Source organism: Chitinophaga sp. CF418 (assembly GCF_900142925.1).
GTDB lineage: Bacteria > Bacteroidota > Bacteroidia > Chitinophagales > Chitinophagaceae > Chitinophaga.
Genome location: NZ_FRCN01000003.1, coordinates 665645 through 681901 on the forward strand (window position 1 = coordinate 665645; position 16257 = coordinate 681901).

Consider the following 16257-nt stretch of genomic DNA (forward strand, 5'->3'; position numbering starts at 1 on the left):
TGGGTTGTTAATAAGATTCATCAATATCAGACATGAAATGAATTTGCTGCTTTTCAATACGGGCGGCCTGTGTACCTTCCATATAACTGATCCTGCGAAGTAATATTCCGGGGTCAGCAACAACACTGGTTAACAATGCTTTCAGATCCAGGAACATCTGTTCTATACGCGGAGCATCAAACAAATCGGTATTATACTCAATATTACCGGCTATACTGCCTTCACTCTCTATAAACTGGAAACGGAGATCTCCTTTGCTGATATGCAGTTCGGGTAATTCCGCATAAACGGTCACTCCCTCCATAGTAGTATCCTGTCCCTTGTTCAGTTGTATGTTCTGTAAGATCACCGTAACATCAAAAACGGGGTTACGGGATATATCCGTACCTGCGCCCAGTTCCTCCACCAGGTGATCAAAGGGATATTCCTGGTGCGCATATCCTTCCAGGGCAACCTGCTTCACCTGTTCAAGGTAACTACTGAAGGTTTCTTCTCCTGTTAACTTTGTGCGCAGTGCAATCGTGTTGAGATAGTATCCTACCTGATTCTCCAGGTCCGCATGCTCCCTGCCTGCTACGGGGGTGCCAATGATGATATCTTCCTGTCCGGTGTAACGGTATAATAAAGTCTTCACCAGTGCCACCAGTCCCATGAACAAAGTGCAGTTACTGTTGGTAAGCAATTGCCGGAATCCACCAGCAAGAGATGCGTCTATACTGAAATGGAAATGCCTGCCATTATATGTTTGGACGGCTGGTCGCTGAGAACCGGAAGTCAGGGATAAACGAGGCAGTTCTCCTCCCAGCCTTGACAGCCAGTATTCCCTGTGCTCTTTGAACAGACTGTCGTTCAACGACTCCATTTGCCAGCGTGCATAATCCCTGTACTGTATTCTTAATGGGGGAAGCGCCGCAGTTGCTCCTTTCAATGCTGCGTTGTATAATAATAGTAGTTCCTTCAGCATAATCTGCATAGACCATTCATCGGAGATGATATGGTGGATGCCAAAGAGCAGGGTGTACGACGTTGGTCCTGTTTGTAACAGCTGTATCCTTAACAATGGTCCCTTATCCAGTTCATAAGGCGTGCCTGCAATCTCCTGTTTGCGCTGTTCGATCTTCTCCTGCCGGGCGGAATCGACAGACAAATCTTCGTAGATCATGCTGAATCCTATGCTATCCGCCGGGCAAACACGTTGCTGCGGTTCGCCATCTGCCAGTACGAACACCGTTCTCAGACTTTCATGCCTCTCCAGCAGAAGCCCGAGTGCCGTTGATAATACCTGCGGCTGTAGGTCACCTTCCAGATAATACACTTCAAGGCCATTAAAAGGCTGTATTTCGCTCAAACGCTGACAAACCACCCATAACCTTCGCTGCGCATGAGAAAGGGGATAAAAGGCGCTTTCCTGAGATTTTCTGATCTCCTGATAAGTTGCCTTCTTTGCATTGTCCAGTAATGTTGCCTGTGCGGCAATGGTCGGGTGATTAAATGCATCACCGATAGTCAGCTGCACATCCAGTTCCTTATAAATACGTGAGATAAGCTGTATCGCTTTCAGCGAAGATCCTCCTGCTACAAAGAAAGAGGTGTTTCGTCCAATACGGGATACCCCCAACAAGCGCTGCCATATACCGAGGAGTATTTGTTCTGTGCCATGCAGCGGAGCTTCGTACTGCTCTCCGTCTATGATGTCTTCCGGCCGAGGTAATTTCTTTCGGTCCACCTTCCCGTTAAGGTTGAGCGGGAAGCTTTCCATCCATATATAGTATCCTGGCAGATGACTGGCTGGTAACTCATTGGCCAGCTCCTGCCGCAGTTCCTCACTGTCCCAATGCAGACCGCTATAGTAACATAACAGGGTCTGCTCATCTTCCTGTTCATGCAGTATCAGTTCTACCTGTATAATACCACTCAGTCTAAGCAAGCTGCTACGAATACCTGCGAGTTCTATCCGTACACCGTGTAATTTGATCTGCTCATCACGGCGTCCCAACAATTCCAGTGTACCATCCTTCAGGAAACGCCCGAGGTCACCTGTGTGACAAACAAGTTCCTCCCTATCCTTCACCAATGGATTCTGTACAAAGAGTTGCGTGGTCAAAGAAGTGTCTGTATAGCCCTGCGTCATGTACGGGCTTTTAATATACACTTCTCCGATCTCACCTTCCACACATAAAACATCATTGCTGATCACGGCAACGCTGGTATGGCTGATCGGGGTGCCCACGGGGATCACCGCCCCTGCTTCATATTCCCCATCAGAGACCTCATAATAACATTTCAGAATAGTTGTTTCGGTCAGGCCATACATATTAGCGATACGGGCATTGGTATTGACCTTTCGCCACTGGCTGATATCACGTCCATACAGCTTTTCCCCGGCGAGCACAATCTGCCTCAGGGAGGGTATATTCCGCTGTTCCTGTAAGAGACTTTTCGTAATAAGTCTGAATAAAGAAGGTACTGTTTGCAGGATAGTAACACCTGTATCTGACAGCCACCGTCCCAACTGATGCGGCCTGTAGCGATCTTCCGGTGCAGGCATACAGAGTGTGGCTCCGGCTGTTAATGCCACCAGTATATCTTTTAATGAAGCGTCGAATGTAACAGGAGCCAGCTGACTGATACGGTCAGCAGCATTAACGGCGTAGTGCTCCCTGTGCCAGTGTATATAATGGGCAAGACTCCGGCTCTTGCCGATAATACCTTTAGGGCTACCTGTTGATCCGGACGTATAGAAAATGTAGGCTGCATTATTGCCGGTAACTGGTACCGGACTATCATGCCTTGCAGGAATGTTAGCTTCCTTATAATCCTCCCCTTCAAGTTTCAGCAACTGCAGGTCCTGTGACGCCACTGCAATAGCAGAGATATCATCCAACTCCAATCCCCTGACAAGAGAACCCATAGAAGATGGTACTCCCAACAGGTAAGGCACAGCAATACCCATGTCAGACAATTTCTCAATATGCTCTGAACCAGCGATCAGTATACCCGGATGCTGTGTCTCCAGTATAGTTTTCAGTCTTCCCACAGGTTGATCAACATCCAGCGGCATATATATAACGCCGGCTTTCAGACAACTGAGCAATGCGGTGACCAGCCGTATGCCGGCAGGTAATAATACGCCTACCGTATCTCCCGGCCCTATACCCAATACATGCAATGCCTGCTTTAGACGATTACTGTCTGCTTCCAGACTGGCATAGGTGATGCTCTCCAATGGAGTTTCAATAGCATGTTTTGCCGGATATTGTGCGGCGATTGCGGAGAACACAGTGTGTATGGCCGGCAACTCCTGTACCGGTATTACTTTATCAAAATCTGCAGCAGCAGCGGGTACCAGGTGATTATGATATACATGCTGCTTTATTGGCAAACCGGGAGTCGCAATTATTGAGGCAAGCAATCGATCCAGGTCGCCGGCCATATCAGCCACCCGTTTCTCATCGAACAATGCTGTATTATATTCAATACTGCCTTCCAGTAAGCCATTATCAAGCGCAAACTGAAAACGCAGATCTCCCTTACTCGTCTTCACGTCTACCCGTTCCCTTTCAACACTCAGACCTTGCAATTCCGCATCCGGACCATCGTATACCCTGATATTCTGCAATACGACTACCACATCGAACAAGGGGCTCCTGCTCTGGTCAGTTCCTGCACCCAGGTCTTCCACCAAAGCATCAAAAGGATATAGCTGATGATCAAAAGCAGACAAGGCGGTTTTCTTTACCCGTTGTAACAGTTCTCCGAAATGGATATTGCCGGATACCTGCGTGCGTAAGGCCAGGGTATTGAGATAATAACCAATCTGGTCTTCGAGGTCCGGATGATCGCGCCCTGCTACCGGCGTACCGATAATGATATCTTCTTCTGCCGTGTACCTGAACAGTAAAGCTTTTACCAGCGCAAGCAGTCCCATAAAGGGAGTAGTACCTTCTCTTTCAAGATAAGCAATAAATGCGCGGGCATTGGCTGTGCTAATACTGAAACTATGCTGGGCGCCGTCATAAGTCCGGGTTTCCGGCCGTGGACGATCCATGGGAAGTATCAATCGTGGTAAGGGGCCTTCCAAAGTCCGTAACCAGTATTGCTGCAGCGTTTGAACCGCGGTACCTGAAAGCTGCCTGCTATGCCAGGCAGCATAATCGCGATACTGTATTTTTAAGGGAGACAGTGAAATGTCGTGTTTATTAATATAGGCATTATAATGCGCCAGCAGTTCCCTCAACATTAGTTGCATAGACCATTCATCAGAAATAATATGATGAATGCCGAACAACAACGTGTGTGACTGTTCGTCTGTCTTCACCAGCTGAACTCTCAGGAGTGGGCCTTCCTCCAGGTTATAAGGCGTTCTGGCTATGGCATTGATCATTTCCTGCGGAACGGCATCAAGCTCCGTATATTTTACATCAAAACCACTTTCTTCTACGGTACGTATACGCTGCTTAGGCGCTCCGTCTACCAGTACGAATGTGGTGCGCAGGCTTTCATGCCGTTGCAGCAAGGTCTTGAATGCTGCTATTAACGCAGCTGTATCAAGTATACCCTGCAGGCGGTATATTTCCAGTCCATTGAACGATAATGAGACGTTTTCCTGTTGTGCAGCTATCCAGATCCTCTTTTGAGCATGTGACAGATCATAATACTCCTGTGCCTGTACAGGGGTAATAGTCTGGTATAATGCCTTCTGAGCTTTACCCACCAGGATGGCCTGCGCCGCAATGGTAGGATGGTCAAAAATTTCCTTAATGGTGAGATGAACCTCTTTCTCTTTAAAGATCAGGGAAATAAGCTGTATAGCTTTTAGCGAAGAACCTCCTGTCACGAAAAATGATTCCTCACGTCCAATACGTTCTATGCCAAGCAGGCGCTTCCACAGCAGGCTGATATCCTGCTCTATTCCCGGCAAAGGCGCCTTGTATTTGTCGCCGGATAACAGTGCTTCCGGCTGCGGTAATTTTTTACGGTCCACCTTGCCATTAATATTCAGCGGAAATGCATCCATCCACAGATAGTAAGCCGGCAGATGGCTTGCTGGCAGCAACTGTTCCAGTTCCTGCCGCAGCGCTTCGCTCTTCCATTGCTGACCGGTATAATAACAAACCAGTACCTGTCCTCCATCTTCTGCCTGCTGTACGATCAGCTCTGTTTGTGTAATACCTTCAAGTTGCAGTATGCTGCTGCTTACCGCACCAGGTTCCACCCTCACCCCGTGAAGCTTGATCTGGTCATCGTTACGTCCCAGTAATTCCAGCATACCATCTTCGCGGTAGCGACCAATATCACCTGTCCGGCATACATATTCCACACGGTCATTCACCAATGGGTTCTTTACGAATAATTTTTCGGTAAGCGCCGGATCTGTATATCCAAGACTTACAAATGGGCTTTTGATATACACATCTCCTATCTCGCCGGCTACACATAGTACGTTATTCCTGATAACAGCTATGCTGGTATTAGCGATAGGCTGCCCCACAGGTACGATATCGCCTGCGGCGCCTTCCCATTGTGTCAGCGGGTAATAGCTTTTCAGTACCGTTGTTTCCGTAAGACCATACATATTCACTATCAATGCATCATTGCCATTGATTGCCAGCCACTGCTGAATATCCCGGCCGTACAGTCTTTCTCCCGCCAGTACTACTAAACGGAGCGACTGCAAACGGCTGTTGGCAGATGCCAGTTCTTTAGTGATCAGCCTGAACAGGGAAGGCACTGTCTGCAGAATTGTAATATTAGCAGTCGCCAGCCACTTTACCAGTAAAGCCATCTGAAAACGCTCTTCCGGCTCAGGGATGCAAAGTGTGGCACCGCTTGTTAAAGCTACCAGTATGTCTTTCAGGGAGGCATCAAATGTAGCAGGCGCCAGTTGGCTTATCCTGTCCTTACTTTCCACCTGGTAGGTTTCCCTATGCCAGTGTACATAATGTGCGAGACTTTGAAGATCTCCTTTAATTCCTTTAGGCGTTCCTGTTGATCCGGAGGTAAAGAAGATATAAGTGCCTGCATATTGGGGGATGATTTCCCCGCTTAGTACGGGCAATCCAATTCCACTCAATACATAACCAGTCTCATTATAAACATACAGTTGTAGCTGTTCTGCAGAATTATCTATCAACGAAATATCATCCAGCTCCAAACCTTCCAGCAAAGTTGCTGTCAAACCAGGCACTCCCAACAGGTAAGGCACTTTAGTATCCAGTTGCTGACTGATTGTTTTTACCTGTTCCAGGTCTTCCATTCCTGTAATAAGTACCTGTGGGGATTGCTCTTTCAGAATCTGCAGACTCCTGCTTAAAGGTTGATATATATCCAGCGGCATATATACGCCCCCGCTGTGCAGGCAGGCAAGCAGAGAAATTACCTGCCTTGTTCCGGAAGGTTGGAATACACCTACACGGGTCTCTGAAGTAACACCCAGCAACACCAGCAACTGCGCCAGACGCCGGCTTCTCTCATCCAATGTTTTGTAGGTCAGTTGCTCTTTACCTGAGGATATAGCAATATTCGCAGCAAACCTGTGTGCTGTCTCACTAAGTACGGTATGTAATGCCGGGTATACCGGAGCCGCAATCACCTTGTCAAAATCTACTGCTCCCTGCGGTATGGTTTTGTCATGGTAAACATGCTGCTGTAAGGATAGCAGGGGATCAGCAAGAATGGAAGACAGCAGACGATCAAGGTCTGCTGCTATCACATCTATTCTCGAAGCATTGAACAAATCTGTATTGTATTCAATTCCACCTTCCAGTATACCATTTTCATAAGCAAACTGGAAACGCAGATCGCCCTTGCTGATATTCAGATCTACCGCCCTGGTGTCTATAGTAATGCCATTCATGGCAGGGAAAGCACGCTGCCGTTGCTGTTCGCTTTGCATAATCACCACCACATCAAATAAGAGATGCCTGTTAGGCTCTGGTGCAATACCAAGGTCCTCCACCAGCTGGTCAAAAGGGTACATCCCATGACCCAACCCATTCAATGCAGTCTCCTTTACTTTTTCCAGCAGCTGATCAAATCCAGCGGTGCCATCCACGCTCGTTCTTAATGCCAGTGCATTCAGAAAGTTGCCAATCACTCCTTCCAGGTCGGGATGCTCACGCCCTGCTATTGAAGTACCGATAATAATATCCTCTGCTGCCGTATAGCGATACAGCAACACTTTTACCAATGCCAGCAGTCCCATAAAAAGCGTTGCGCCTTTCGACTGCACATACTCCTGTAATTGTGGCCCGGCATTATCACTAAATGTAAAATTGTACTGTGCACCCTGGTAGGTCAGCACATCTGCTCTTGGTTTATCCAGGGGCAATTGCAGTACCGGCAATTTACCGCTAAGATGGTCCAGCCAGTAATCACGATGTGCATTTATCTTTTCTCCCTGCAAATGTTGCAACTGCCAGGCTGCATAATCTTTAAACTGGATAGGAAGAGGTGATAAGTCGGGTTTCGTATTCGCGTCAAAAGCATTATACAGGAGTAGTAATTCCTGTAGCATTACCTGCATAGACCATTCATCAGAAATAATATGATGCATAGACAACAACAACATGAACTGTTGTACACCTGTCTCGAGCACATTTACTTTAAATAGCGGTCCTGTCAGCAGATCAAAAGGGGTATTGGCAACAGTTTGCACATAAGCCTCCGCATCTTCCGGCTGGCACCACCCTACTTCGAAACCAAATTCACTGAAAGGTATGATACGTAATTTCGGCAGACCATCCACTACAAACACAGTACGCAGACTCTCATGGCGCTCAACCAATGCCCCGAAAGCCCTGGACAAGGCCGCCTTGTTCAGCGGGCCTTCCAGGGTATACACGTTGAACATGTTGTAGGTCAGCTGTCCCTGTCCTTTCTGTTCCAACAGCCACATTCTCTTTTGCGCAGGCGACAATTCATAATAGGGGCTTTCCACTACCTTTGGGATCTTCTGAAAGGCAGCATATTCAATATTTTTCAGAAAACCTGTTATCAACTCTTTATTCGACCGGATCTCGGCAATCAGATCTGCAGTCAGTACGCCATCAGGCGCAGTAATACTGAGCTTATCATCTTTCAGCCTGAGTTGAACGGATAGTTCCTTTAACCGGGAAAGTAAACGCTGGATGCTCATAAAATGATCTCATCGGTTTTATTGGTGCTCAATTTTTCATATTGACTATCCCTGGCCCATTCCATAATCTCTATTTCAGCATAAAGATCTGCCAGGGTAGGTAACATAAACAGGTCGCGCAGTTCCAGTTTCAGTGACAGTTCTTTCTGAATCCTGGACAATACAAGTATGGCTTTCAGGGAATGTCCGCCCAATGCAAAGAAGTTGTCTGTAATACCCACACGTTCCACACCAAGTACTTCCTCCCAGATAGTCGCCAGCAATTGCTCTGTCTTATTTCTGGGAGCCACATACTGTACCTGTTTACGCTCTGGCTCAGGCAGCAGACTACGATCTACTTTTCCGTTTGGAGTCAGCGGAAATTCCTCCAGGCGAAGAATATAGGCGGGCACCATATAATCCGGCAGATAGTGGCGTAAATGTAGCTGTATCGTTTCTTCGGATATATTCTCCTGACTGGTATAATAAGCGGCGAGATATCTCTCGTTCTCCCGTTCAAAGGCACATACGATAGCATGATTAACACCTGCATACTGCAGCAGTATATGTTCTATCTCTCCCGGTTCTATCCTGTATCCGCGTATCTTCAACTGATGATCCCCACGGCCATAATACCTGAGATATCCTTCGGCTGTCCAGCTGCAGATATCACCTGTGTCATACATCAGTTCTCCCTGCCGGAATGGATTATCTATAAACCTGCCGGCAGTCAGTTCCGGTTGCCCCAGGTAACCGTCAGACAGTCCTGCACCGCTGACAAATAATCTTCCGGGCACACCAACCGGTAGTAATTGCCGGTTGACATCCAGCACGTAGGCCTTCATATTGGAAATACACCGGCCAATCAGTAGTGCATCCGCAGGCTGCCGTACTTTATGCCAGGTAGCATAAACGGTAGTTTCTGTCGGACCATACATATTCCACAGCGTATTACAACGGTCCAGTAAACGTTGTGCCAATGAAATACCCAGGGCCTCTCCTCCGGTGATGATCTTCAATCCTGCATGGCCTTTCCACCCACTTTCCGTGAGCAAATGCCACATACCGGGTGTTGCCTGCATCATCGTAATACCATCGTTTAAAAGCGCCTGTAATGCGTCTGTCGAATACACTTCTTCACTTGTAGCTATTACCAGCTGGCTTCCGTTCACTAATGGCAGCAACAACTCCACTACAGACATGTCAAATGATGCCGTTGTAACCGCCAGCCATTTATCCGCAGCACTGATGCCTGTTTCGCGACTCATGGCCTGCATCAGGTTGTAAAGAGCAGCATGATTAATCATTACGCCTTTCGGTTGCCCTGTAGATCCTGAAGTATATATTACGTATGCCAGGTTATCAGGGGCTATTACAGATAACTGCAGCTTTGCTGTATTACTGTATATCGTCTCGTCGTTGACAATTACTGCCTGCCCATCATAGTCAGATAAGAGTTCCTGCAATCCTTCACTGGTCAATACGAGGCTGGCTCCGCTGGCGTGCAGTACCTGACGGATACGTTCTGCCGGCGCGTTATAGTCTACCGGCAGATAGGCAACACCAGATTGCAATACGCCCAGTATAGCAACGGATAACCACTCAGTACGCTCCAGCAATATGCCCACAGGGGCCTGATCACCAGGCTTTCTTTGTTGCTGCAGATAAGCAGCCAACAGCGTTGCCTTTCTTTCCAGCTCGCCATAACTTAACTGGCTTCCTCCGGCAATAATGGCCGTCCTCTCCGGATGTGATGCTGCCTGCTTTGCGATCAGTTCCGGTACCGGAATAAATGGCGGGAATGCAACTGACGTATCATTGAACTGTTCCAGTATCAGTTGCTCCTCGACCGGATTGATATACTTCAGTTCACTGATAGCCACATCCGGCGAATCCGCTACACTCACCAACAAACCTTCCAGATGTGCAGCCATACGTTCTATCCTGATACGGCTGAAAATATCTTTGTTGTATTCAAGCTCTATCTGTAAGCCTTCGGGCTTCTGCTTGAAGTAGAATGTCAGATCAAATTTGCTTCCGGAGAGAGGAATGTCCAGTTCCTGTACGTCTACCCCAGGAAGTTTCAATGGAATACTTTCGTTGGCGTCCTGTAATACTACCATGACATCAAATATGGGAGAGCGGCTGATATCCCTTTTCATACCCAGTTCTTCCACAAGCAGGTTGAAAGGATAATGTTGATTAGCATAGGCCTTCAAAGCCATATCCTTCACGCTATCCAGCAGATCATTAAATCCTTTCTTTCCATCTAGGCGGGTACGTAATACTAATGTATTCACATAAAAGCCTATCTGGTCTTCCAGATCAGGATGCTCCCTGCCTGCCACCGGCGTTCCCACAATAAGTTCTTCCTGACCTGTATAACGATATAGTAAAGTCTTTACGATAGCCACCAATCCCATGAAAACAGAGGCTGTACGTTGCTGTACGAGGTGGGCAAACAATTGTTGTTTTTCTGCCGGGATCATGGCCACTACACGCTCTCCGTTGTAGGTCTGCACTGGCGGACGAGGCTGATCTGACGGTAGTTCAAGTACCGGCAAGGGGCCTTTCAAATGCTCCAGCCAGTAGTTGCGCTGCTCCTGTCCATTACTCTCGCTTAATGATTCCAATTGCCAGATGGCATAATCTTTATACTGGATCTCCAGTACAGCAGGTTCTACGCTCACGCCCTGGGAATAGGCATCATACAGCGACAGTATCTCTTTCACCAGCAATTGCATAGACCATTCATCTGCTACTATATGGTGAATACAGAAAGCAAACAAAGATACCTGCGGAGCTACCCTCAGCAGGCATACTCTCAGCAATGGCCCCTGCTGCAGATTAAAAGGCGTGGATATAACATGCTGTATCTTTTCCCAGGCAGCTTTTGAGGGGTCAGGCAACGCCTGAAGATCCTCGTATATCAGTTGACAACCCGCGGTTGAAGCAGGTAGTATTTTCTGACGGGGTTCACCATCCGACAGCAGAAATACTGTTCTTAAACTTTCATGGCGCTGTACCACCGTCTGAAATGCCTTTTCCATCGCTCCAATGTCGAGGTTACCACGAATGTTGCAGATCATGGGTATGTTATATACGGCGGTGGTATCTCCAAACTGATCCATCAGCCACAACCTGCGCTGTGCATGGGAAACCTGGTAGTGCTCCTGCTGTGGCACTGGTTTGATCTTCCGGTAGTTTCCTCCCTGCAGATTGCGCAGGAACGATGTGATGGCAGGTTTCTCTTTCTTCAGTTCCTGGATAAGTTCAGGCGTAAGTACCCCCTCAGGAGCACTAATACTCAGCTGACCATCTTTCAACTGAAGGCTTACCTGCAATTGCTTCAACCTGGCTAACAATAAGCTTATGCTCATAATACTATCTCGTCAATTTTTGTGGGATTCGTAATTGTGGTTATATCGGTTTGCGTGCTCTTAGCCCATATCAACACGGCTATTTCATCATGAAAATCTGAGAGTATGGGGTGCTGGAATAAACTGCTTAATTCCAGTTTTATTGAAAACTCTTTATGTATTCTTGATACTACCTGTATTGCCTTCAATGATTGTCCTCCCAACAGGAAGAAATTATCGTCTATACCTACCCTTGAAACACCCAGTATATCCTGCCATATGGCAGCCAGTTTTTCTTCTGTTTCATTCCTGGGCGCGGTAAAGTCTGTAGTAACAGGAACGGGAGCAGGTAAGGCATCCCTGTCTGTTTTTCCATTCACGGTGAGAGGTATAGAAGATACCCTGATGAAATAGGCAGGTATCATGTACTCCGGCAGGTGATACTGTAAATAGGCTCTTAATATCTGAGGACTAACATCATCACCTCCTATGTAATATGCAGCCAGCAACACATCATCAGCATTACCGAATGCGCATACGACTGCCTGTTCTATGCACTCGTGCTGCATCAGTTGATGAGCAATTTCTGCCGGCTCTACACGGTTCCCCCTGATCTTCACCTGTTCATCCGAACGACCGGTAAATTCAATATTCCCATCAGCCAGCCATCTTCCCGTATCTCCACTGTCATACATCACTCCTTTATGGAAAGGATTAGTTATGAACCGCTCTGCCGTTAGGGTTGGCAATCCCAGGTAACCAAGCGCAAGCCCCTCACCTGCTATATATAACCTGCCATTCACTCCCACTGGCTGCAAACGCATGGTCTCGTCCAATATGTACACCTTTCTTCCTGCAATCGGCCTTCCAATAGGTACAGCGCCTTTCGTTCCATCTGTAACCCGGAAAGAGGTAGTTACCACTGTCGATTCGGTAGGACCATAGTTATTATACAATTTGCATACAGGTGTGGGTACATGCCCCAGCGCTTCACCTCCTGTCAGCAATGTTAGCTCAGTGCCTACCGCCACACCGCTGTTCAGCAGTGTTCTGCAAACTGCTGTTGGCAGGAAACAGTGGGAAATATCATTCGTCGCCAGGAAGCTGCCAAGCAATTCCATATCCGCTCTGGCGGCTTCGGGTATCCTGTATAATGTCGCTCCGCTCAACAGGTAAGGCCATATTTCCCAACCGGAAGCATCAAAACTAACACCGGCAAATAAGGTAGCCCTGCTATTTGTATTCACCTGGAAGGCCGTTGTATGCCAGTCGCATAATTGTACAATGCTGGCATGAGAAACCATTACACCCTTAGGCTTACCCGAAGATCCGGAGGTATAAATAACGTACGCAAGGTCATTGGCCTCAGGTATAATAATATCCCAATCTTGTCTGAGCTCTTCCCAATATACATTTGCAGGCAATACTGTTACATCTTCGCAACTGAATGGTATAGCAGATAACGCCACTTTAACACCTGCATCCGCAAGCATATACCTGATCCTTTCCGGAGGCAGACTAGCGTCGACCGGTAAGTATGCAGCTCCTGCTTTTAACACACCCAACATCCCGGTAATTAACCATTCACTTCTGTTCATGATCAGCGCTACCGGTTCCTCTGCTCTTACTCCACAGGTAGCTACGAGGTACCGGGCCAATTGCGCCGAACGATTGGACAATGTTTTGTAGTCTATCTGTGTATTCTCATCCAGATAGGCAATCTGTTGTGGCGTACGCCGCACTTGTGCTTCAAACCGGCTCACCAGCGTTTCTTCAGATGGCTGTACTACCGGCGCGTTGAAGGTTTCCAGTAATTGATGTTTCTCTTCATCTGACAGTATTTCCACCGCCCTGATCGTACAATCCGGATCTACTGCGAATGCTGCCGCCAGTTGTATGAAATGATTCCCCAGTCGTTGCATCCGTTCCTTATCAAATAAGGCGGTATTATACTCCAATGTAAGCCCCAACGCATCGTCTGTTTCAGTGAACAAAAAGGTCAGGTCAAACTTGCTAAAACCAGTTTCCAGCTTTATTTCGGTTGCACTGATATCTTTCAGCCCTACTGACTTCCTACCATCATGCAATGCTATCATTACATCAAATAATGGAGAATGGCTAAGGTCCCTCTTCAGGGATAGTTCCTTCAGTAAGCCGTCAAAAGGATATTCCTGATGGGTATACGCATCCAGCAACAATGCTTTCACTTTACTCAACAAACCGGTAAAACTAACAGCCGTATCCAGTTGCATACGTAAAGCCAGCAGATTGACGTAAAAGCCGATCTGGTCTTTTAAAGCAGGATGATCCCGTCCGGCTACCGGTGTTCCTACTATAATATCTTTTTGCCCTGAATAACGATATAAGAGCACATATACCAGAGACAACAAACCCATGAACAGGCTGCTGTTTTCTTCCTTCAATAAATGTTGTAACGCTTTAAATGCCGAAGCAGGAATAACAAAATCAATACGCTCACCACTATAGGTCATGACAGGTTCCCGTTGGCGGTCTGTCGGCATAGACAACAACGGCAGGGGCTCACAAAGGAGCGCTGTCCAGTACTTCCTGGCGGCAGCAGCTCTTTCTTCCTGCAACACCGTTTGCTGCCAGGCACTATAATCTTTGTACTGTATAGTAAGATTATTTAACCCAGGCTGATTACCCTCCCGGTAGGCATTATACACGGTCAACAACTCTTCCATCAATATTCCCATAGACCACTCATCTGCAATAATGTGGTGCAGTACCAGCACAAATACATACTCTTCAGCTTCCAATTGCCAGATACATGCACGTACCAGTGGTCCTTCTTCCAGATTGAAACTCGTAATCACTGCTTCTTCTGCAGCTTTTAATACCAGCTGTTCTTTGTCTGCAACAGCCGACAGATCATCATATGCCAGCACAAATGGCATATCAGTAACCTGCTGAAAGGGATTGCCATGCTGACTGACAAACCTCGTCTGAAGGCTTTCATGACGCTTAATCACATACCTGAATGCAGCTTCCAGCAAGGGGATATCAATGCTGCCTTTCAGCCGGTAACACAGCTGTATATTGTAAGCTACTGCTACTTCCTTAAACTGGTCCAATACCCATAAACGCTGCTGCGCATGCGATAAGGCATAGTATTCCTGTTGCGGGGCCACCGGTATCGGTTGATATCCTGTTTGTTCACGCTGCTCCAGTAATGATGCCTGGGCATGTAATTCCGGATGAAGGAACAGATCACGTAACTCAAGGCGAACGCCTGTCTGCTCATAGACACGGGATAAGACTCTTACCGCTGACAGTGAATGCCCCCCCAAAGCAAAGAAGTTATCCCCACGATGAATAACCGATATCCCCAATTCCTCTCCCCAGATAGTTGCAAGTAAGGCTTCATACCCTCCTTCAGGTAACGCCATCTCCCTCACTTTAGGCAACGGTAATCTTTCACGGTCTATCTTACCATTCACCGTACGAGGCAGCTGCTCTAAACATATCAGGTGAGCAGGTACCATGTACCATGGTAACAATGACAATAAATAAGACCTTAATACGTCGGGGCTAATTGCCTGACCACTATAGTAACCCACCAACTGTAATACTCCGCCTATCTCCAACGGTACAACTACACTACTTTCTATTCCCGCATATCCCTGCAACACTTGTTCTATCTCTCCTGGTTCTATGCGATAGCCACGCAACTTCAACTGCGTGTCAACACGACCGCCAAATACAAGTTCTCCATCAGTTGTCCACCAGCCCTGGTCTCCGGTACGGTATAACATCCCAGCACCATACTCATTCGGTATAAATCTTTCGCTGTTCAATGCTTCCCGATGCAGATATCCCTTGCTGATGCCTGTTCCCCCAAGAACAATCTCTCCTCTCACTCCCGCTGGCTGTAACCGGCCCTGACCATCCAGTATATATACAGCACGATTACGGATCGGACGACCCAGCAATCCTGCCTTTGAACGATCTTCTATTTTATGATAGCTTGCACATACGGTACTCTCCGAAGGACCATAGGTATTGTAAATATTCAACGACAACGGTAACTTATCTATTTGACCAGGTCTCAATTCATCACCTCCGCTGATCAATGTCTTTAGACTGGATATATCATATCCTGCATGATTGATCTCTCCTATTACCAGTGGCGTTGTACTTAATAGCGTCACTCCATGACGATGGATTAGATCACATAAAGCTGATACTGCCTTACCTCCCTCTGGGGCTATCACCAACTCACCCCCTGCCATCAGCACTGGATATAACTCCTCCACAGCTGTATCAAACGATAAGGAGGATTGATGCAGTACCACATCTGAACTGCTTACGCTAAAATATTCACTGAAAGTCTCTACATAATCTGTCAGTGAGTCATGACTGATCTGAACACCCTTCGGCTGACCAGTAGAACCTGACGTATAAATCACATACGCGGTATCATTGCCACTAATATCCCAGGTGGGATAACTTTCAGCATACGCTGACAAATCGGTTGACAGTAATTCCTGACGACAATTCAACTCAGGCATTACTTTATCACTCAACAACAACACAGCGCCACTATCTTCCAACATATAACGCATGCGTTCAACAGGATAATCAGTATCTATCGGCAGATAAGCAGCCCCTGACTTCAATATACCCAGCAATGCTATGACTGTGGATGCTGAACGGCCTGCCAGTACTCCCACTACACTACCAGCGCCCACACCACATGTCAAACGCAGGTAATGTGCCAACCGGTTAGAAGCTGATTCCAATGCAGCATAGCTTAGTGTT

At 47.2% G+C, this 16257-nt stretch carries 3 protein-coding genes; all 3 read right to left on the reverse strand.

Features of this window, described 5'->3' with window-relative positions:
* Nucleotides 1–7: 7 nt before the first annotated feature.
* Complete coding sequence (locus F3I09_RS10200; RefSeq protein ID WP_149694927.1) at nt 8–8137, reverse strand: amino acid adenylation domain-containing protein; 8130 nt, start codon at nt 8135–8137, stop codon at nt 8–10.
* Nucleotides 8134–11496, reverse strand: coding sequence for a non-ribosomal peptide synthetase (locus F3I09_RS10205; protein ID WP_149694928.1), 3363 nt, complete (start codon nt 11494–11496; stop codon nt 8134–8136). The genes F3I09_RS10200 and F3I09_RS10205 overlap by 4 nt, the downstream gene beginning before the upstream one ends.
* Nucleotides 11493–16257 (reverse strand): non-ribosomal peptide synthetase (locus F3I09_RS10210; protein WP_149694929.1); only part of this gene is annotated, 4765 nt, incomplete at its 5' end. The genes F3I09_RS10205 and F3I09_RS10210, both read right to left, overlap by 4 nt.